This window comes from Bacillus sp. ISL-75 (assembly GCF_018613095.1).
The window spans coordinates 1-19,975 of sequence record NZ_JAGGQX010000086.1; the positions used below are offsets into that span (position 1 = coordinate 1).

Consider the following 19,975-nt stretch of genomic DNA (forward strand, 5'->3'; position numbering starts at 1 on the left):
AATATTCGGGTTATAGTTCATTTACTGAGTTCGGGCCTTTTTATTTATGAAGCTCCTTGATATATTTACTATTATTCCGCCCGTTTGAATTTCTTGTTGTATCCTTTTTTGAAAATACAAACAGCTTTTGCCCAAAATAATTTAACAGCGTGTACAAACAGGTACCTATTAGGACTGAGATATCGGTTTTAACAACCTGACTGAAGAACTCATTTTTCTTTAGAATCCATTCGACAAAACTTCTTCCCATTTCATAAGAAATGAAATAGCAGCCCAAGATAACAATAATAAAGCGGACAGCACTCTTTGAAACTGAATCTTTGCTTTTGAATGTAAAATTTCTGTTCAAAAGAAAACTGACACAGGCCCCTATTGAATTGCCAAAGAAAGTAGCTATCCAATAGGATTGTCCAAGGGCATGTAAAAGAAGATACATGGCGGATAACCCAACGACAGTATTAACAACGCCTACCATAATAAATCGAACGAATGAATATTTCATAACCGACTCCTAATTTATCACTGCTTCACTCTGCTGTTTCACTTCTAATAAATTTGTGTACAAATCTTTTTCAACTGCATACCTTGGCCGTCTTTTAACCTCATGATAGATTTTACCGATATATTCCCCAATAATACCAATACCCAACATTTGTAAACCTCCAACGAACCAAATGGAAATAATTAAAGAAGTCCATCCGGATTCGGTGTGACCTAATATTTCTTGGGTGATCGCATAGCCCTCTGCTATGGCACTTATTAACACTGCCAAAAATCCAATAAATGTGACAAATCGAATAGGGGCGACACTAAAGGATGTCATTCCATCAAATGCGAAGGCAAGCATTTTCTTTAGTGGGTATTTTGATTCTCCAGCAAACCTCTCTTTTCTGTCATAGTAGACCTTTGTGGATTTATAACCTACAAGTGGAACAAGTCCACGAAGAAATAAGTTTGTTTCTTTATATTTTAATAGCTCATCTAAAGCACGTTTACTCATTAGACGAAAATCTGCATGGTTTGGGACAAGTTTAATCCCCATTCTTTCCATCATGCGATAAAAACCTATAGCAGTTGTCCGCTTAAAATACGTATCCGTCTCTCGGCTATCCCTTACACCATAGACAATATCCTGTCCTTCCCAAAACTTTTCAATAAATTGATGGATGACCGTTAAGTCATCCTGCAAATCCGCATCGATTGAAATGACACAATCCGAATGCTTTGAGGCTATCTCTAATCCTGCTAAGAGTGCATTTTGATGACCAACATTTCTAGCAAGCTTCAATCCTCTTATATTTGGATTTCTTTCATTTTCCACTTCAATTAATTCCCAGGTCCGATCCCTGCTGCCATCGTCCACAAAGAGGATCCTGCTGTCTATTGAAATTAGCGACTCCTCCATTAATTCAAATAAAACAGAAGATAATTGTGCCGAAGTTTCAGCTAATACTTCCTCTTCATTAAAACAAGGGACCACAATCGTTAGCACCGGTTTATTCATATGGAATCACTCCTGTAACCACATTATTTGACTTGGTAAAGGTAAATTTTCCAAGCAGAATCTCTTTGCTCAAAGGCCTTTTTGAATACAAGTCCATTTTCATCCGCATTTAAGATAGGGACTGCTGAGAAGATATATTGTCCGCCCATCTTTTTAAATACTTTTGTATTAAGTTGTAAATGGTCAATCTTTACCTTTGAATCTTTTTTAAAATCAAATTTTTTCCCTAATTTTGCGACAAAAAGATAGCATCTACCGCCCCATTCATCGAAGTATTCCTTCAAGGTAGGATTTTTATCTAATTCTTTTGAAATAATTTTCCGAAACTCTCGTTTATAAGCTAAGGGATAGAAATTATTATAGGTATCAAGTGTATAAAAACCATTGTATTGGGCTATTGCAGGGTGGAGTCCTATACTTGCCACCCTGTAACTACTTTGGGGTTTACCTATATATTTTTTAATTTCATGAAATTGGCTTGTCGCATAGAATTGCTTTACAGAGGGCTTTCCAGCACTTCTGTAGACAATTTCATCATTTGCTGCAAACAAGACTAAAATCTGAACAATGAGACATATTTTAACAAATCTCCGCCAATTCTTTCCCATCCTCCAAAGTAAATAAGCACCAACTGCAAACATAAGATAAATGATTAAAGGTCTTAGGAAATGAAATCTTGCAAAGTTGAATGTATTTAGGAGTGAGACGCGCTCCTTAAGTGGCTCCCAGCCTTTATAAAACCAAAAAGCATACCAAACTGATAAAACGATATTAAACATGAAAAGATAAAGATAGCGTTTTTCTAACCAGTCTCTCTTTTTATTTTTCAACATCCATAGAACTAGAAAAGAAAGAGGGACGATTACTAAGGTGTGAAGTGTTAATACATGTGTATGGCCTAAAAAATAGTTTTTAAAAACTAACCGGATGGTGTGCCAAAGGCCAAGTTTTGAACTAACAAATTCATTTCTGCTGGTTGGTGCATCAGGAAACACTAGCGAGTAAACAAGACGATACTCTATCAGTAAATAAATAACTGTCATTAGTGCGATACTGGAAAAGAAGCACCAATTACTTTTTCTTTTTACGAGAAAATCTCTTAACCATAGTAATCCCATGAAAAATAAAAAGAAGAAAAATCCTAACACTAAACTAGAATAGAAAGGTAACAATATAAGAGTGAGCCACTCTTTCCAGGTATGTTTACCCTCTCTAATATTCAAAAAAGCCCATAATGCAAGTGGCATTCCCAAAGTACTTAGCATACCGGACGGCCAAAATGGGGTCAGGGCAAAAGCCACCGATACCCAAACACGGATAGGGTAAGCCTCTTTTTCTTTTACAAAATGATTCTTTAGTAGTAGATACATGCCTAAAAAAGCAAACATTCTTGTGATTGTTTGGCTTATAGAATACGCAAGCATCGAGGGAAACAAGTTATGCAGCCATTGTATCCCACTGAACTCCGTACCAAAGGCATTTCTAGGCAGGCCATTAATAATTTGTGGGAGAGTACTATTGATCCCGCCAAACAATTGGCCACTATCCTTCAACACTTTATACCAGGCAATGTTAGAATCTAGATTATCATGAACCCTTATATGGGCGTTTTCCCCAAAAATAAATAAGGGCGAAACGTAAACTATCAATAAAAGTGTTGCAAAGTATAAATGCTTTTTCTCTTGATTAGCGTTTTTCCAAAAATTAAACATTTTTTCACCGCATTATATAAATTTCTTCGTAAACTAATATCATCGTTTGCTTCATTTATGGCATTTGCTACCTGTTTATGTGCATCTCCAAATTATCAGACAGTTTAAGAATTTTAATGAATTTCCTTTTTACTCCTTTACTTTATATCTTTCTATATTCGATGATCACTTACCAAATGTTTCAATATATTGATACAGGTAAAGTATAGTCTGATAACCTAAAAATTGTATTAACGCAATATTAAAAGTTAATTAAAAAATCCATAGTAAAGGGAGGTGAAATCCCGGTAATTATCGGGGAAAAGCTTAGTTTGGTAAATGTAACTGGCATAGCCCTTATTGCTCTCGGCGTAATCATCAATCCATGGGTCTAAAAGTAAACATATTATGAACGTATCCAATGTACCCTTCTTTGTAACGCTCTTTCATTTACCGCAGATACTTGTTTTTTTACTCGCCTGCTTTAAAAAAGAAAAAGCGATCCTTCTTAAATAGAAGCATCGCACCTAATTATATCTATCATCCATCGTAGTGTTCTCTTTCTCTCTCTTCTTCCTCAAACATTTCGTCATTATCTTTGATTGGGTTGCCCTTGAGCAAATCCTGTGATTTGTGCGAATCGTTATTTTGCGAGAGAATCTCTTGTTCATTGGTTATTCCATTCAGTTCCTCAGAAAATTCAGTCACAAAACTTGGTTGTTTTTTCATAATAGGTTTTCCTTTTCTTGTCGTATTTTGTACTTTGGACCTAGTGCTAAAACGCATCACATAATAAATCAAGGAATATAACACGACCATTACGATCCCTGCTACCAAACCTACTCCCTGCCCAGGAATAAACGGCATACATATAAGGACAATAATCATGCTTATTAATGCAATCCAAGAAGTGTACGGATATCCGCGCATTTGACACATTCCTTCTGGAGGACATCCGTTCCTTTTGCGAAAGCGGATATGACTGGCCATAATTACCACGTAAGTAAATATTAAAGCGAAGCCGCTCGTAGTGATTAAAACCAAGTAAACTCTCGGAAACAAGAGACCAAAACCTAATCCTACAAGCATCGCAAATCCCGAAAATAAAATCCCTCGATAAGGTACGTCCCTATCATCCTGCAGCCATTTCGGTGCATGCCCTTCATCTCTGAGTGATCTGATCATTCTCCCTAGACCAAATATGCATGCCAGCATAGCTGAAAGAATGGCCGAAATTAACACCAGATTAATGGCCCGCCCAGCCCAACCGATACCCCATCTTTCAAGCGAGGAGACCATCGGACTTACACTTTCATTCAGAGAGGCTGTTGGGATGAGTGGCAGCAGGACAGCAGCATAGAGGATATACAATCCGACCAAAGAAAACACCGTATAACGAATGGCTTTAGGAATCGTATCTCGTGGATTCTCTGCTTCCGTCGCGGCTAATCCAATGATTTCAAAACCTGCATAGGCAAAAATCACGAGGAGCATACTTCCCGCAATCCCCTTTATTCCTCCTGGCATGATTGGCTCTGTCCTTAACTCTCCAACACCAACCGGCGGAGAACTTGGAAGTGCTCCGATAATTAGTACTATTGCCGTAATGATGAAAAAAATAATCGCAAAGATTTTTACACCAGAAAGACCACTTGCAAGCTTGCCAATCTTATCAGCCCCTAATAGGTTAAGCAATGTTACACCTATGATAATCGCGCTTCCTATCAAACCTATTGATACATTGGGAAACCATTCCCTGAGTAGTATGGATATAGCGGTTGCTTCACTAGACATAGATAAAACGGTTCCTGTCCAATACAGCCATCCCACAACGAATCCTGTTCCCTCACCGAGTTCTCGTGATGCAAAATTACTAAAGGAACCTGTTGTAGGATTAGCTACAGTCATCTCTGACAAGGCGTATAGAATTAAATATACCAATCCACCTGCTAAAATATAGGATATTAAAATTGAGGGCCCTGCTGCATGAATGGCGACTGATGAACCTAAAAAAAAGGACCCGCCAATTACACTTCCTAAGGCCATCATTGTGAGTTGCCATGCGGACAGTCCTTTGCGCTTTTTCTCCATTAATCTTTTTCTCCCATACCATTTATTTTGTAAACTGACGTTAACGGTTATTATTTACTCAGCTTTACAAAAAGATTCTGACATGGAAAAACGTGTTGCTCCCAATCCGTACCCCCATTTCAAATTGATTCTATAAAATAAAGAAAACTTTTCTTAATTGATAATAAATTCCTATAATAGTAAAATTTATTAAAAATACCTTAAGTATGTTTTTAAAATTGGGATATTAAAAAAGTCTATAGGAAAATCAGGGTGAGTAATAATGAAGATATACAATAATTTGGATAATGTAAAGAGCTACAAATCGTTTAAGGACATGAGGAAATGGCAGAGTGAACGAAGGAAGAAAGTGAAGGATTTATCGGTTAACATTAAACAGTGTCCGGCTAAAAAAGTAAAAGAATTAAATGAAAACAGAAGCCAGACTTCATATACATGGATAGGACATTCCACCTTTTTGATTCAGATTAATGGAATGAATATTCTTACTGACCCTGTATGGGCCAAGCGGATGGGGCTTGAAAAAAGATTAACAGAGCCTGGTATCTCGTTAGCAGATCTGCCAGACATTGATGTGGTCGTTATTTCACACGGCCATTACGATCATTTGGACTTCCCTACTCTAAAAAAATTAAAAGGTAATCCCCAATTCTTTGTTCCAGCTGGGATGAAGTCCCTTTTTAACAAAAAAGGCTATCAGAGGGTAATTGAAATGAATTGGTGGGAGAGTGCCGAACATGGGGGAGTAACTATTCATTTTGTTCCTGCTCAACATTGGACAAGAAGGTCGCTGAAGGATATGAATACATCTCATTGGGGTGGCTGGATTTTTCAAACACGAGATGAAACGCTTTATTTTGTAGGCGATACCGGCTATTTTAGTGGTTTTAAACAAATAGCCGAACGATTTACTATTGATACGGTGTTTATGCCGATTGGTGCCTTTGAGCCAGAATGGTTCATGGCGCCTGCCCATATATCACCAGAAGACAGTGTGAAAGCATTCATTGAATTAAAGGCAAAAAACTTCGTCCCGATGCATTATGGCACTTATCGGTTAGCCGACGACACGGGGCCAGAAGCTTTGGAACGTTTAATTCGTGCATGGGAAAAGCATCAGCTGCGCAAGGAACAGTTAATGGTTCTTCTACTTGGGGAAACGGTATTTTAGTTGGGTCTTCTAATTTTAAATTTACCTGCTCTTTGACTCGCATAGTTCCACTTTAATTGGTCACTATATATTTGTAAGTCCATTTTTAAAGGAGTGACTTCTGTGGTGAAAAAAAGTTGGGTAACTTTTGTTTTAGCAACTACCTTATTAGGATTAACTGGTTGCGCAAATAATAATAAGAATGCATTGAATGACAATAATGCAGGCAATATGGGAGTAAACAATGTTAGAAACAATGCCATCAATGGTGTTAACGTAAGGAATGTTTCTAATCAAAATTTACGTGTTTCAGGTCGTGCCGTTAGTAATGTTGAAAGCCTGAAAGAAGTTGATCAAGCCCATGTAATCATTCGAAACAACGATGCATATGTGGCCGTTAGTTTAAATAATAATATTCAAAATGGAACCCGCGCCAATAGGGGCACAACTGGGACGGGTCCAAATATGAATGCTACTTATGGGAATGGCTATAACTCCGGCACGACAGGAACCAATGGCTCTACAAATATGAGTGCTACTACCGGTAATCTTGACAACACGGTTACCAATGGAACAAGAAATAATCGTGGAACTACTACTACTGGGACCCGTGGGACTACCAAACTTGATCAGAAAATCATCGATCAGGTCCGTGCAGCTGATCGAAATATTGACAACGTTTATATTTCTTACGATACCGATACTTTCGGCCAAATGACAAACTATACAAATGATATTCGTACTGGAACAAACAGAAATGGCCTGTGGAACGATTTTACGAATTCTGTTAACAGGATGTTTAGATAAGAGGAAATCAGCTGCCGGATAAATTTTCGGCAGCTTTTTTTCTTTAGAATTGTTCTCTCCAGTCACCGCTCATGATTAATTTCATGTTCGTTGGATTGCTTCCTTTTAGAAGGAAGTACATAGACTCCTCCCCCGTCCTTTTTGAAACCCAAAGACATAATATCAATACTCAATTAATTAATCCTATAGGTTCAAACCAACTTTTCAGTTGTATCTCTATTTACCTTACTTTAACTGGAAATTAACTCCTACTTATTTTCACTTGTTATTCTTGATATAATAGAATATTCAAGGAGTGGTTGGTATGAAAATAGTAAAATATCTAATAGTTTTTGTATTGCTCATTGGCCTTGGTATTTCTGCGTGGTTTTATTATCCCCAGTACCAAATCCACCAAATGAAAAAACACGCGGTTGCGGTGGTTAATAAGAGTTCTGACCAAATCTCTTATCTCAATTATTATCGAAAGGCTAAAACTTCTCAGATTCACCATTTGGCGATTGGTGATTCTATTATACGTGGAGTCGGTGCAGGAAAGAATGAAAATTTTGGCAGTCTATTTTCTAGCAAATTGGCAGAACAAACCGCAAAACAAATTGAATTTCAAAATCAAGGAATCAATGGGATCACCAGTAGTGAATTAAATGACTTGGTTCAAGAGGGTCGATTTGATGAATCGATCAAGCAATCCGACATTGTCACAATTAATGTGGGCGGCAATGATATTCTTCGAATGGCAAACGGGCAAAATTTTCGTACCGTCATTCAAAGCTATGACCAATTGCAAACCACCTTCTCGAAAAATTTGTCTGATATTACATCGAGAATTATCAAGCTAAATCCAAAGGTCACAATTGTATTCTTAGAATTGTATAATCCATTATCACCAGATGACCAACTGTACCCTCTGGCAGATAAAATGCTGCCAAAATGGAATGTTAATATATATGAGGTTGCTCATAAAGTCCCTGGGTCGATTGTCATTGAAACAACAAAGGTCATTAACGGGGACCACCTGCAAAATCTTTCCCCTGATGGCGTCCATCCAAATTTGGCCGGTTATACCGCTATTTCGGAGCAAATGATTTATCAATTTAAACATCAATATAGAAAAAGTTCCGTTTAGAACCGAAGGAAGATTCATTTCCTTCGGTTTTTTTACCCTGCTTTTATACTAATCTTTGTTATTGGAAAATCGAGTTTAACGGGCAGTTTATCCGAATTTATGAGATAGAGATAGGATCATACGGACAAAACGAGCTTGAATCCCTTTGAATCTGTCCTCATAAAGGGTTCATGCGGACAAAATAAACCTGAATCCCGTTGATTCTGTCCTCATGAGGGGTTCATGCGGACAAAATGAACCTGAATCCCGTTGATTCTTTGGAAGCTCCTAATACGTTGAACATCTTCACCACTCGAAACACTTAATGCCATTTTTAGTGCGTGGAAAAATATTACAGATCCAATCTTAGCAACGATTTTCAGTCGAATGAAAGATGATAAGAACGAACCTGTTCAGAAAAAGAACTCTTTAGCAGTTTAAAAACAAACTCAGAAAAACACCTTCCTCGTTTCATTTTTAGGAAAATGAATGTGAGGAGGTGTTTTTTTTAATTAAAAATAAATCGCTTAACACTATATTAGAGGTCTTCCCGCATCAGGTGAAAGATTGGGATCTCCGCCACCAGTGATAATGGCGCTGTCGGGCTTAATATCATTATCCTCTAAGTTAGCTGTTAGAATTGTTTTGCTATTTTTATGATCATTTACATTATTTTGAAACTCTTGTGGTACATTCTTTTTCTCTTTATCCATGATTACACCGCCTTTTTACTGGTAGTGTTTGTAATTCAAGAATAAATATACAAAGCATTGATTTCCTAAATCCTAACTGTGACTCTCTCTTTATTTTTAAAATAAACCCATTCCTTGAAGCCGATTTCCTTAAGGCGCCGTTGAACTTGATCAAACTCGTCCCCTACTCGATGTGGATCATGGGCATCCGATCCAAACGTTACCTTCACACCATAGTGAAGTGCCAGCTCTAAAATATCATCCGACGGATACCAGCCGCCGACATCTTTTGTTTTTCCGGATGTGTTGATTTCAATCGCGATATCATTTTCTCCAATCACCTTAATGGTATTTTCAACTGCAGCTGTCTGGATGGATGAAAAGGCAGGGTAGAATCCTTTCATGGCATCAATATGGCCGAGGATTTGAAACATCCCACTTCGAGCCGATTGCTCAATAAGCGAATAGTAATTTTCTTTTGTTCTGATTTTTTCTTGTTCTGTGAGCCCATTCCAGCGCTTTTTATTAAAAATACTCACCCCGTCCACATGGTGAACCGAACCAATGATGTAATCAAAAGGGTACGGCTCAAAACAGGAACGATAAATCTCCACTGACTCAGGGAAGAAATCAGATTCCACTCCAAGAAGCACCTCGATTTTATCGCTATAAGCTTGTTTCAGCTGCAGTACTTCGTTGACGTATTCTGGAAACATACTTTTTGCCATTGCGATATGGGGATGGAGCTGATCTTGGTCACTACTAAAGTATGGGGAATGATCTGCAATCCCGATTACACTTAGCCCTCGCTCGATCGCGGCATCAATATAATCACGAATCTTTCCGCGTGCATGGCCACAACGATCATGATGCGTATGTAAATCAAATTTGGGATTTGAATTCAACTTGTCCACGTTAATCACCTCACCTATTAATATGTACATATATGATAAAAGATTAATCAAAGTAAAAAAAAGAAAACACATTCCACTAGTTCAGATGTTAAGTGGAGGCGTTTTCTTTTTCGAAACAATTAAACATAATTCTGGTTGATTGAATTGAGAGGTGCCTCTCGTTTATTGCGTCTTCTTTTAAGCCTTTTCGTTTTTTCTTTTTCATAAAAATGATAAACAATAAAGTAAGAACTAAAGCTTAGGATCATCCCAAAAATGGTCATACCTATTAAAGTATGGAAGCCTCCATGAAGGATACTTATTAGACTATGAAGATCACCGTGGATTAACTTTTGAAAAGAAAATGATGACTTGTGGCCTAAATTTACTTTCATAGGAAAAATCAATTTCCCAATTTTTTTTGCAAAAGGTAACAGAATTACTGGAAGAAGGGTTAGTTTACCGATGACATTACCAATAATGGATGCAGGTAAAGAACCTTTCGCTAATCGGACGATCGGTACAAATAATATATAAATAAGCGAACCTGTTGAAAGAACCAACATTTCCAAACCAAGGCCCAGCGCAAATCCTAAGGATACTTTTCTAGCTCCACCAGGAGATCGAAGAAGTTTAGTTATATTAAACTTAAAAGCACGTCCAAATCGCTGCAAAAAATTATACTTTTTTGGTTTTATGCTCATGTAGGTATCTCCTTATTACGATGATAAGTTTATTATACTCTAAATGAGCCATAACTACTATTCTAACAAATCAATTAATTAAGGAAATATAAAGCAGTTCCCATGATGGAAACTGCTCTGCTTTATCTATTGGGATTGGACTGATTTACACTTTAACCTCTTTATTTAAATGAACCCATTCTTGAGACCGGATTTCTTTGACAGAATCCCTTCTAGTTTTTCCACGAGAATATGCCTGTTCTCTTATATACTCTGGCAATTGAACAAGTGATTTTAATTCGGCATAGGTACCGCTTGGTTCAATTTCTATATCCACGATATTATAGCTCCACTCTATCTCCGCTGGGATATGAATGGCATTTAGACCAAGCTCAATCGCCGGCTTAATGTCTGTTTTGAGTGAATTGCCGATCAGCCAAGTATTCTTTTTATCAGCGTTTATTTTGTTTAAAACTTGTTGCAATGCTTCTGTAGTTTTATGTTCAAAGATAAAGATTCTTTCTTCAAAGTAATCCGTTAAGCGCAATTGGGTAATTTTTCTATTTTGATTTTCTTCATCTCCTCCAGTAAATAAATATAATTGATGCCCCTCTGCTTGTAAGGTATCCAAGATTTCATACATATAAGGAAAAGGTTTCACCTTTCTTTGAAAAACACTTTGACCAATTTTTTCTACTTGATTTAGTTCAGACGCTTTCATTTTTCTCCCCGTTTTTTCGCAAAAATACCGATAGGTTGCAACAAGGGATTGCGTATATAAGGAAGAATGCAAGCCATTAATTTCAACACATTTTATATCAATTTCAGATTGTTTTTGGAGAATTTCCTGCTTTGGAACGGATTTAAACCATTTCTTCATCACATTTGCAAATCTGTTTCTAGATTCTACAAAGTATTTATTACAGTGAATCAAGGTGTCATCTAAATCCAATATTAAGGTTTGTTGATTCATGAACCAATCCCCCCTTAAATAGTGGTGTAACTTAATTATATGGGATAACATCATTTTCATGATAAAATGAGCCTTTCCCATCAAAAGTTAGTGCATTAGTATTAGCGGACAATGTAAATGCGGAAATAAACTTTTCAATATAATAGTGACACTGACAAAAGCCAGTCTCTCGATAGACCCTAATTAAGATTTATATAGTATAATAAGGAAATTATAGCAAACAGGAGAAGAGAACATTGGAAAAACAAAATAGCAAGTATAGATGGGTCGTTTTTGTATCAATTTTATTAACGTATTTATTAATTGTTAGTCAACGAACAGCTCCAGGGTTAATTTCCGATCAACTGATGAAAGATTTCAACATTACAGCCTCTACGATTGGATTGCTGACAAGTATACAATTTTTTGCCTATGCTGGTCTGCAAATTCCTATTGGGATTTTGTCTGATCGGTTTGGCCCCAACTTTTTTCTAGTGATTGGGGCGCTTCTTACTGGAATAGGAACATTAATTTATAGTCTAGCCACGAATGAAATAGTGCTTCTTTTTGCTAGATTATTGGTAGGTACGGGTGATTCAGCTATTTGGGTTAATTTAGTGTTAATCCTAAGTCAATGGTTTAAAGTGAGGGAGTTTGTTGGATTACTGGGCATAGCAGGAATGGCAGGGAGTTTTGGCTTTTTACTAGCGACCGTCCCCTTTTCAGCATGGATTACACGGTCAGGCTGGCGCCCCCCATTTTTTACATCGGGAATTATGGTAGTTCTCTGTGGAGTACTTCTTTACTATGTCCTAGTAAAAAAACCAAAGAATTTTGAATGGAACGATACCATACCTAAAAAACAGAAAAAGCCTCGTGAAAAAACGCTGATTTTGTTACGTCGTATTTTTTCCACCCGCCAAGCATGGGCCACGTTCTTCTGTCACTTTGGTACTGTTGGAACGTATGTAGGATTTATTGGTTCGTGGGCTGTCCCCTATGGGATGCATGTATATGGATTGTCTCGTTCAGATGCGAGTCAACTGATTATGGTAGGTCTTTTCGGGGCAATTATTGGTGCTCCATTAACGAGCTGGATTTCCAGCCGCTTAGACTCGATTAAACGTCCGTATGTTATTGTTCACTGCATTGTGTTTTTATGCTGGGCGACATTCCTTTTCATGAATGGAAAGCCGCCAGTCTTAATGCTTACGATTATTTTCTTTCTTATCGGATACGGAAATGGAGCGAGTGCTTTAACCTTTGCGATTGTTAGAAAATCCTTCGATATCAAAGAAGTCGGGGTTGTTTCTGGCTTTGCCAATATGGGCGGTTTTTTAAGTGCTGTTCTTTTGCCAAGTATTTTTGGGAAAGTGTTAGACCATTTCCACGCATCTGCAAGTAGTATAGGATACCAATATGGTTTTATTATTCCTGTCATTTTCTCCTTACTAGGGTTATTGGGTGGATTGATTATCGTGGAGAAACGACAAGAAGTTTTGCAAAGTCAGGTAAATTAATTTTCTTAATGAAACAAAAAACTAGGGAACTCATAAGGAGCTTCCTAGTTTTTTCTGTTATTATTCGATTTTGTAATCCATGACCCATTCGGTGTTTGGCAGGTAGTTAATCAGGAAACGGCGTCCTTCCACATTTTTTTCGATTGGATATTGTGGATTTGGAGATATATTTAAACGTTTGTTATGGATTATTACAGTAATAGTTCCTTGGATTTCCCCCTTTGAAGGTTTCTCATAAACAATTTTTGAAGGAATCCCTTCTAATATTGTGTAATTCTTTTTTATGTAAGCCGGTGAATCTGCCCAAAACGCTGAAGCGCTGAACAAGGCTAGAGCACCAAGTCCCAGAATCCCTAAGCGATAGATCCACATGACCGATGAGCCGATATAAGGGAATTCTTGCACTCTTGTGAATCCCTTCCAGACATTTTTTACTTTCAAACTAAATAATATGAATGATAAACCTGCACCAGTTAAGCCAATTGCGCAGAATGGGAAGATATTTGTATACATGCCAAGTGGGACTAATAAGAAGAAGGTAATACCCAGTCCTAAAATAAATGGTGCTTTCATATATTACTCTCCTTTTCAGCTATATTTTCCATGTAAACTTTCTCGATTATTATGTGTAATTCTTCCCAAAATTACTTCACTCAAAGGCACCAGTTTAGATTAAATTTCCACAGCATGATAAAATAGTTTAAGCGCGTAATTACATAAATATCGTGTTTCCTTGCTTCAAGGTTGTTAATATTCTACTAATTTATAGAGATAGAAGGGTTCTGCTTGATCAAATTTGCAAATGACGACAAAAGGATTCGATTTTGTGTCTCATTTTTAATCGCTTTAATAGGTGGAATTACGTTCGCTGCACTACATACACCTATTCCATGGCTGCTTGGACCTATGGCAGCTGTTTTAATTGGCTCAAGGTTTAGAAAAGTTCAGTTTTACTGGCCTAGTACCATTCGCGACATAGGTTTAGTGATTGTCGGATATTCGGTTGGCCTCTCGTTCACAAAAGAAGCACTTTTGGAAATAATGGCTAAACTGCCTTCCATGTTGCTGATGACAGTATTACTTGTTTGTTTTTGTGCTGGAATTGCTTTTGTTGTTTCTAAGTTAACTGGTGTCGATTATCCAACCGTGTTGATTGGAAGTATTCCGGGCGGGCTATCACAAATGATTATTTTCGCCGAAGAATTGAAAGGAATTAACATTACTACGGTAACCTTTCTACAGGTAGCTAGATTGATTATGATTATTTTCTTTGTTCCGTTTCTTATTTTGGGACCTCTTTTTAAAAATACGACAAACAAAGCTTTGGACTTGGTTAATAATGGTATTGACTCCGCAATCCCACTTTTTCCAACCATCATTTGGTTTGCTATTATTTGTGTTGTTTGTGCATTTCTTGCTCGGAAATTAAAATTTCCTACCCCCTATATGTTAGGTCCAATTTTAGGAACAGCTGTCATCCATTTATCTGGCTTGCATGGTCCAGCGTTACCAGCTTCGATTCTTGATGTATCTCAATTTATGATTGGCGGGTACATTGGTTTGCTATTAAAGCCTGAAAAACTGGAGCACAAAACAAAAATTATTACACTTGCGCTCCTTAGTGGGATGGTAATGATTTTGGTCTCCATCGGGCTAAGTTTATTACTCGTTGCTTACTCCCCTATTAACCATTCAACCAGTTTTTTAGCTTTGGCTCCTGGAGGAATGGATCAAATGGGAATTCTCGCTCATGAGGTCCATGCCGATTTATCGATGGTGACCGGCTATCAACTTTTTCGACTCTTTTTTATTTACTTTGCCGTTCCACCGCTTCTAAGATGGATTTTTAAAGTCGGGATGAGGAATACAGCAAAGACCCCTTAGGTCCTATGGCCCAAATATTTGTATTTTATTACTTGCAGATGTGTAAACTATCGGAAAAACGGAGATTAGAAAATGGAGAAGAAAATAGCAATCATAACGGATATTCATGGTAATTATTCGGCATTAATGGCAGTTTTGAATGAGATTGACAAGGACGAAAAGATTGAGCATATCTATTGTTTGGGAGATTTGATCGGGATTGGGTATGAAACGAATGAGGTTCTTGAGCTCCTAAGTTCACGTTCTGATATTTCGTGTGTGATGGGAAACCACGATGAAGCTATTTTGGATATTATTGCAGGTAGAGAGCCTTATAGCAGGGGTAGTGAAAAGGTACATCATCAATGGATTGCAGCACATCTAGACCATAAGTTTATTCCGTTTTTAACCGAGATTCCTGTCACGTTAGAATCGATTTACAATGGTAAAAGATTGTTTTTTGTTCACTACCATTTGAGTGAACTAAATAAATTTATCTCCGTGGATAAAGAGCCAACCGAGGAGAAACTTGACGCCTTTTACCAGACATCTAAGGCGGATATTGTTTGTTTTGGCCATCATCACGTGATCCATCACTTTAAATCCATGGAGCGACTCTATCTCAACCCAAGCTCTTTGGGCTGTAATTATAAGCCATTGGCCTCCTACGCTGTTGTGACGATTGGTGAACAGGGAGATATTTCTGTTGCTTTTAGGGAAGTGCCGTATGACAATAAAGAATTTCTGATCGGTTTTAACAGATTGAATGTACCTGATGCGGATTATATTTTAAAGATATTTTATGGCGATCAACATTTGAAATTTATGTAATTCTGTTTACCGCATCTAAGGTAAACCCCAGGCAGACTTTTTTATACGTAAAATAATAGACCTCGATTATATTCCCATAAAAAATGACGATGAGCTTGGATCGTTCCAAGCTTATCGTCATTTTTTTAATAGGTATTACTTTTTACGAATGGCAAATACAAGAGCCACTAATGATAACAAGGCTGCAACAACCGATAAGATGGTCGGAAGTGAATTAGTGTTATCAGAGTCTGTTTTTTTAGCTTCAACTGTTTTTGTTTCTTCTTTTTTCGTTTCTTCCATTTTAGCATTGTCGTTGTGATCATCCGTTGATGCGCCTGCAACAATGTCAGTTATGGAATGAGGACTATCTGCGCCTTCGTCCCCTGTCCATTCTACTATGCTTCCATCTTTATAATATTGAAAAGCATCCCAAGCTGCTTTAGTTGCTGTTTCAGGGTTTTTTCCAACAAACGTAAATTGCTGGAATTGACCAGGTAAAATTCCGTCACCTGTTGCTTCGAAAGTAAATGATTTTACTATACCTTTCGCATCTTTTTCATCGGAATATTTCCATCCAGGGACTGGCTGATAAGACTTAATTTCAACTCCAGCTGGTGCTTTTAACGTGAATTTTGTTGTGGCTATATCCTTTTCAACGGGAACTTTAACTGTATATGTTTCCCATGCACCTGTTGTCGACGTTTTCGGTGCTACTGTCACATGGGCACTTGCCACGCTTGAGAATAATAATAAACCTAATACTGTTGGTAAAAACACTTTAGAAATCTTTTTCAATGTACGTTTCATCATTTTTGCTCCTCTATGTTAATTAATTACTGCAAAAGTAAAAGCTTCCTTCTTACTTTCATTCCAATAATCCCTCTTTTTTATTGCATCCACATCCACTTTGACCATTCATTCTTTTTTGTATTTCTAAGATGGCTTCTCCGAATCGGAGAACAATTCCACCAAAGCCTTTTTGAAATTGATCGGCATGTTTTAATGAATCAAAAGCTAATACTTGTGGCTGGCAGCAATTTAAATTAAAATCTGCGTCAAGTAAGAAATACGCCATTTTTGCACTAATGGTCGTATCCTGAAGGAAATCGCGACAAATGATTTGAGAAACATCTTTTTCTATGTCCTTATATCGTAATAAGCCACAATGAGGACAGCAAAGGTGCTCTACCCTTAACTCGTGGGTTATAATTTGAACTGGGTGGCGATTATTTGATTCCTTCAAGCAATATGTACATGCGCTTGAAGAAGTGTTAGTTTCTTGTGTTATGCAGATTCCACCTGAAGTTTTAATGACCTTTTTGTCCTCTATTAATGGCTTTATATCTCGATAAACGGTCATTTCAGAAACTTGTAAACGATTGCTAATTTCTGTAATCGATAGGGTTCCTTCATTATTTAACCAAGTTAATAGTTGCTGTCGACGTTCAATAGGTAACAATTGTGCACCTCCTTCAAGATTTGTTGAAATTGCTTTTATATATTAAGATTAGAATACCTTTAAGATACTAACAAGGTATAAATGTGAATAACTTGTGAAATTTTATCAACGAAATCACATTTTCTCACAAAACTTAACAGGTGGTTGAATTCAGAAATAGGTATAAAGACATAAGGAAGATAGGAGGATTTACATTCCTATCATTTCTCTTAAAATACATAGAAGGAGGTAGAGTACAATGATTAAAAGAGTGATCATCCTTTTGGTGCTCTCATCAATTTTAATAGCATTAGTATTAGTAAAAGATCATACTTCTGCTCCTGTTAACAATACTATAACTAAAAACAATGGTTCCTCTGAGTACACCACGGTAGAATACAAGATTAGTAAAATTAAAGGGAAGCAATACTACGGAAAAAGTGATGACGGAACAGATATCATCTTTTCTTCAAAGAACATCCTTTCGGGTGATAAGATACGCGTTCATAATGTGGTCATATGCTATTTTGATAAGAATAATTTAGGAAAAGGGTTAGTCAAAGTGGAGAAGAAATAGATATTACAAGATACCCCCTTGTGTGGCTTCTGCCCACTTCATTCGAGGGGTAGATTTCTTTTTTACAGAAGTATTGTTGCAAAAAATGAAGTGATTTTCTATTCATAACCACAATTAATTACAGAAAGGAAAATTAGATTGAAGGAATTTACAGTTTGCTATACGTTTGATCATGAGATAATAACCGAAAAAATGATAAAAGAATTAGATGTTAATAAAGAAGATGTTGAACAAGAAGTAGTTGAAATGATGGAGCGTAACAAATACTTTATCGTGAAAAATGATCAAGGGAATTATATTATAAATTCCTATTTAGTTCGTTTTGTACGAATAATTAATGAAAGGATATTAGTCAAATAAACTAGCTGTTAGCCTTGGAAGGAATCTTTTGCCTCTCTATTTGAGATTACTTAAATAGCGGGCTCTTCATAATTACCTTATTATAAGCTAATTTAAAACCGTTTCTTTCCATATTCCTGGCGGATGTGTTATTCGGTTTTGTCGTCACAGTCAAATGAGTACATCCTTTAGACTTTGCATACTTAATTCTTTCTTCAATTAGTACATTTTGATAGCCTCTTCCTCTGTGTGTTTGAATCGTACTAGTTAAGAACATTTCACCGAGCTGGTCAGATATTGCTACGAATCCCCCTGCCACACTTTCTTCCTTTTCTTTTAATAAAAAAGCAGCTGAACGAGATAAATTTAAAAAACCTCTTACGGATCCGATTGAATCCTCCGTTGTGTTCTGGTCGCTTGAAAAACCAAGGGCAACGGTTCGTGCCCATTCATATGATTCTTCAGCACCCACTTTTACTATTGAAACCTCGTCATTTCTTAGGTTTCCTTTGTTTGGATTCCACTCCTCTAATTTGAGTACCCAAACAGCTAGAAATTGTTCTAGAGTGTATCCTGATTCTTGGAGTATTTTTAGTAATGTTTGATCAGAAAAGGGAGTTAACTCAAAATGTATATTTGAACAATTATCTTTACTTCGAATAATGTTTTCTATCCTTTCGATATCACTGGATAAAACATCCCCATTTAAGCCAAACCCTACACCAAAACAATAATTATCCATTTGAAACACAGTGCCCTTTCCATCTAATGACAAATAATCTCCATTATAAGTTGGTGACAATTTCTTTCGATTAATAATGTATTCCATGGTCCCTTGAATTTTTATATCCTCTATTTTCCTTGCTAATTCTTCATTATTTAAAATCACCGATGTCGGCCCCCGAACGTACTTATGTATCTTTCATTTTTCAATAAACATACCCAATATTAATTCTACACAGTTTTTTTCTTTTGAAAAGTTGCGATTATTACAATTTTTGTTTTGTATTAGTAATTTGGTCTAAATTTAACTCATATATTTTATATGAGCATTTTTTATGTATCATATATCATAAGAAATAGGTGAGACCAAAATGTTTGCTGTTCATTTTATTGAAAAAAATAACGTTTTATTAACTCAGCTGCTTAATCGTGTTCCAACCGAAGGTGAAGAGTTAAAAATTAAAGGTCGAAAGGCAAAAGTTGAAAGTGTTAAGAATATTGATGATCTCAATATTCATGTTCTGGTTTCTATAGAGGTTGTTAATAAAAATAAACTTGTTGTAGATAATTCAAAAAAGAAAAAGCGGTAAACAAGAATAAGAACGAACATGTTAGATTTTCATCTCTAATATGTGCGTTTTTTTTATTTTGTTTTCACAACCTTGAAATATATTCACAGCTGATTTTTTTATCTTCTGACAGTGCAAATTATTGGTGAATTAGCCTAAATTTAGTGGAAATATGTCCATCAAAATATACTATGCATAAGCTATAAAGAATTAATTTATTGCAAAGAAGGTGAATTTTAATGACTCATGGTCATGGTCAATCACAATCCTCATTTATGCCTTGGGAACAGTGGCATCAGCACAATCCACACGGTAGTTGGCAACAATGGCACCAACAACACCCTTATATGCCTTGGCAGCAGTGGCATCACCACTATCCTCATGGCACTCATCATCAGTGGCAACAACAACATCCTTGGGTACCTTGGCAGCAGTGGCATCACCATCATCCTCATGGTACCTGGCAGCAATGGCATCAAATGTATCCACATAGACAGGACTGATATTTTAAACAATCAAGATGGAGGTGAATTATTCACCTCTCAGATTGTAGACAAAAGGCATT

The 19,975-nt window shown here is 36.8% G+C and carries 22 protein-coding genes; 9 read left to right on the forward strand and 13 right to left on the reverse strand.

Annotation, left to right across the window (positions count from 1 at the left end; all coding sequences use genetic code 11):
• Positions 1-40 precede the first annotated feature (40 nt).
• The 4 genes from J7E63_RS27940 to J7E63_RS27955 form a co-directional block, all read right to left on the reverse strand.
• A complete protein-coding gene (locus J7E63_RS27940; RefSeq protein WP_215018436.1) occupies positions 41-502 on the reverse strand; it encodes a GtrA family protein in 462 nt (153 codons plus the stop codon).
• A gap of 9 nt (positions 503-511) precedes the next feature.
• The gene (locus J7E63_RS27945) at positions 512-1,504 is read right to left on the reverse strand and encodes a glycosyltransferase family 2 protein (protein WP_215018437.1); all 993 of its coding nucleotides are present in this window, start codon (positions 1,502-1,504) and stop codon (positions 512-514) included.
• Between the two features lie 23 nt (positions 1,505-1,527).
• A complete protein-coding gene (locus J7E63_RS27950; protein WP_215018438.1) occupies positions 1,528-3,216 on the reverse strand; it encodes a DUF6044 family protein in 1,689 nt (562 codons plus the stop codon).
• A 519-nt stretch (positions 3,217-3,735) separates the two neighbouring features.
• Positions 3,736-5,286: an amino acid permease gene (locus J7E63_RS27955; protein ID WP_215018440.1), complete on the reverse strand. Its 1,551-nt coding sequence runs from the start codon at positions 5,284-5,286 to the stop codon at positions 3,736-3,738.
• 259 nt (positions 5,287-5,545) lie between these two features.
• Between J7E63_RS27955 and J7E63_RS27960 the strand changes: the two genes are divergently transcribed.
• The 3 genes from J7E63_RS27960 (at position 5,546) to J7E63_RS27970 (ending at position 8,369) form a co-directional block, all read left to right on the forward strand.
• Positions 5,546-6,457: an MBL fold metallo-hydrolase gene (locus J7E63_RS27960; RefSeq protein WP_215018466.1), complete on the forward strand. Its 912-nt coding sequence runs from the start codon at positions 5,546-5,548 to the stop codon at positions 6,455-6,457.
• Positions 6,458-6,559: 102 nt separating this feature from the next.
• Positions 6,560-7,243: a YhcN/YlaJ family sporulation lipoprotein gene (locus J7E63_RS30405; protein ID WP_215018442.1), complete on the forward strand. Its 684-nt coding sequence runs from the start codon at positions 6,560-6,562 to the stop codon at positions 7,241-7,243.
• Positions 7,244-7,547: 304 nt separating this feature from the next.
• On the forward strand, positions 7,548-8,369 hold the full coding sequence (locus J7E63_RS27970; RefSeq protein ID WP_215018444.1) for an SGNH/GDSL hydrolase family protein: 822 nt from the start codon (positions 7,548-7,550) through the stop codon (positions 8,367-8,369).
• A 512-nt stretch (positions 8,370-8,881) separates the two neighbouring features.
• Here the strand turns inward: J7E63_RS27970 and J7E63_RS27975 are convergent.
• From J7E63_RS27975 to J7E63_RS27990, 4 genes are all read right to left on the reverse strand, one after another.
• Positions 8,882-9,061: a hypothetical protein gene (locus tag J7E63_RS27975; protein WP_215018446.1), complete on the reverse strand. Its 180-nt coding sequence runs from the start codon at positions 9,059-9,061 to the stop codon at positions 8,882-8,884.
• A gap of 65 nt (positions 9,062-9,126) precedes the next feature.
• Entirely contained in the window at positions 9,127-9,945 is an 819-nt protein-coding gene (locus J7E63_RS27980) for a histidinol-phosphatase (RefSeq protein WP_251033821.1), read from the reverse strand.
• Between the two features lie 128 nt (positions 9,946-10,073).
• Positions 10,074-10,637 (reverse strand): DUF2062 domain-containing protein, encoded by a 564-nt coding sequence (locus tag J7E63_RS27985; RefSeq protein ID WP_215018449.1) that lies wholly within the window; start codon positions 10,635-10,637, stop codon positions 10,074-10,076.
• 145 nt (positions 10,638-10,782) lie between these two features.
• Positions 10,783-11,589 (reverse strand): HAD family hydrolase, encoded by an 807-nt coding sequence (locus J7E63_RS27990; RefSeq protein WP_215018451.1) that lies wholly within the window; start codon positions 11,587-11,589, stop codon positions 10,783-10,785.
• A 236-nt stretch (positions 11,590-11,825) separates the two neighbouring features.
• Here J7E63_RS27990 and J7E63_RS27995 point away from each other — a divergent pair, with 236 nt between their 5' ends.
• The gene (locus tag J7E63_RS27995; RefSeq protein WP_215018453.1) at positions 11,826-13,088 is read left to right on the forward strand and encodes an MFS transporter; all 1,263 of its coding nucleotides are present in this window, start codon (positions 11,826-11,828) and stop codon (positions 13,086-13,088) included.
• Positions 13,089-13,148: 60 nt separating this feature from the next.
• Here J7E63_RS27995 and J7E63_RS28000 read toward each other — a convergent pair whose 3' ends face one another.
• Positions 13,149-13,661 (reverse strand): hypothetical protein, encoded by a 513-nt coding sequence (locus J7E63_RS28000; protein ID WP_215018455.1) that lies wholly within the window; start codon positions 13,659-13,661, stop codon positions 13,149-13,151.
• A 213-nt stretch (positions 13,662-13,874) separates the two neighbouring features.
• On the opposite strand from J7E63_RS28000, the gene J7E63_RS28005 reads away from it, so the two are divergent.
• Positions 13,875-14,972: an AbrB family transcriptional regulator gene (locus J7E63_RS28005; RefSeq protein WP_251033819.1), complete on the forward strand. Its 1,098-nt coding sequence runs from the start codon at positions 13,875-13,877 to the stop codon at positions 14,970-14,972.
• 72 nt (positions 14,973-15,044) lie between these two features.
• Positions 15,045-15,782, forward strand: coding sequence for a metallophosphoesterase family protein (locus tag J7E63_RS28010; protein ID WP_215018458.1), 738 nt, complete (start codon positions 15,045-15,047; stop codon positions 15,780-15,782).
• A 135-nt stretch (positions 15,783-15,917) separates the two neighbouring features.
• On the opposite strand, the gene J7E63_RS28015 is transcribed toward J7E63_RS28010, so the two are convergent.
• Together J7E63_RS28015 and J7E63_RS28020 are read right to left on the reverse strand one after the other, a co-directional pair.
• Positions 15,918-16,571, reverse strand: a complete 654-nt coding sequence (locus J7E63_RS28015; RefSeq protein WP_215018470.1) for a YcnI family copper-binding membrane protein — start codon at positions 16,569-16,571, stop codon at positions 15,918-15,920.
• Positions 16,572-16,629: 58 nt separating this feature from the next.
• Entirely contained in the window at positions 16,630-17,223 is a 594-nt protein-coding gene (locus tag J7E63_RS28020) for a DeoR family transcriptional regulator (protein ID WP_215018460.1), read from the reverse strand.
• A 238-nt stretch (positions 17,224-17,461) separates the two neighbouring features.
• On the opposite strand from J7E63_RS28020, the gene J7E63_RS28025 reads away from it, so the two are divergent.
• A complete protein-coding gene (locus J7E63_RS28025; protein WP_215018462.1) occupies positions 17,462-17,779 on the forward strand; it encodes a hypothetical protein in 318 nt (105 codons plus the stop codon).
• A 138-nt stretch (positions 17,780-17,917) separates the two neighbouring features.
• Positions 17,918-18,139: a hypothetical protein gene (locus tag J7E63_RS28030; RefSeq protein WP_088087032.1), complete on the forward strand. Its 222-nt coding sequence runs from the start codon at positions 17,918-17,920 to the stop codon at positions 18,137-18,139.
• 46 nt (positions 18,140-18,185) lie between these two features.
• Here J7E63_RS28030 and J7E63_RS30410 read toward each other — a convergent pair whose 3' ends face one another.
• Positions 18,186-19,007 carry a GNAT family N-acetyltransferase gene (locus J7E63_RS30410; protein WP_215018464.1) on the reverse strand — a complete coding sequence of 274 codons (822 nt, stop codon included), beginning with the start codon at positions 19,005-19,007 and terminating at the stop codon, positions 18,186-18,188.
• A gap of 205 nt (positions 19,008-19,212) precedes the next feature.
• Between J7E63_RS30410 and J7E63_RS28040 the strand changes: the two genes are divergently transcribed.
• Positions 19,213-19,431: a hypothetical protein gene (locus J7E63_RS28040; RefSeq protein WP_214716793.1), complete on the forward strand. Its 219-nt coding sequence runs from the start codon at positions 19,213-19,215 to the stop codon at positions 19,429-19,431.
• Between the two features lie 252 nt (positions 19,432-19,683).
• On the opposite strand, the gene J7E63_RS28045 is transcribed toward J7E63_RS28040, so the two are convergent.
• Positions 19,684-19,899: a hypothetical protein gene (locus J7E63_RS28045; RefSeq protein WP_214716794.1), complete on the reverse strand. Its 216-nt coding sequence runs from the start codon at positions 19,897-19,899 to the stop codon at positions 19,684-19,686.
• Positions 19,900-19,975: the final 76 nt, after the last annotated feature.

Bases quoted from the DNA above. Each gene is read 5' to 3' on its own strand.
- J7E63_RS27940 (WP_215018436.1), bottom strand. From the start codon at position 502: ATGAAATATTCATTCGTTCGATTTATTATGGTAGGCGTTGTTAATACT.
- J7E63_RS27945 (WP_215018437.1), bottom strand. From the start codon at position 1,504: ATGAATAAACCGGTGCTAACGATTGTGGTCCCTTGTTTTAATGAAGAG.
- J7E63_RS27950 (WP_215018438.1), bottom strand. From the start codon at position 3,216: ATGTTTAATTTTTGGAAAAACGCTAATCAAGAGAAAAAGCATTTATAC.
- J7E63_RS27955 (WP_215018440.1), bottom strand. From the start codon at position 5,286: ATGGAGAAAAAGCGCAAAGGACTGTCCGCATGGCAACTCACAATGATG.
- J7E63_RS27970 (WP_215018444.1), top strand. From the start codon at position 7,548: ATGAAAATAGTAAAATATCTAATAGTTTTTGTATTGCTCATTGGCCTT.
- J7E63_RS27975 (WP_215018446.1), bottom strand. From the start codon at position 9,061: ATGGATAAAGAGAAAAAGAATGTACCACAAGAGTTTCAAAATAATGTA.
- J7E63_RS27985 (WP_215018449.1), bottom strand. From the start codon at position 10,637: ATGAGCATAAAACCAAAAAAGTATAATTTTTTGCAGCGATTTGGACGT.
- J7E63_RS27990 (WP_215018451.1), bottom strand. From the start codon at position 11,589: ATGAATCAACAAACCTTAATATTGGATTTAGATGACACCTTGATTCAC.
- J7E63_RS28000 (WP_215018455.1), bottom strand. From the start codon at position 13,661: ATGAAAGCACCATTTATTTTAGGACTGGGTATTACCTTCTTCTTATTA.
- J7E63_RS28010 (WP_215018458.1), top strand. From the start codon at position 15,045: ATGGAGAAGAAAATAGCAATCATAACGGATATTCATGGTAATTATTCG.
- J7E63_RS28015 (WP_215018470.1), bottom strand. From the start codon at position 16,571: ATGAAACGTACATTGAAAAAGATTTCTAAAGTGTTTTTACCAACAGTA.
- J7E63_RS28025 (WP_215018462.1), top strand. From the start codon at position 17,462: ATGATTAAAAGAGTGATCATCCTTTTGGTGCTCTCATCAATTTTAATA.
- J7E63_RS28040 (WP_214716793.1), top strand. From the start codon at position 19,213: ATGTTTGCTGTTCATTTTATTGAAAAAAATAACGTTTTATTAACTCAG.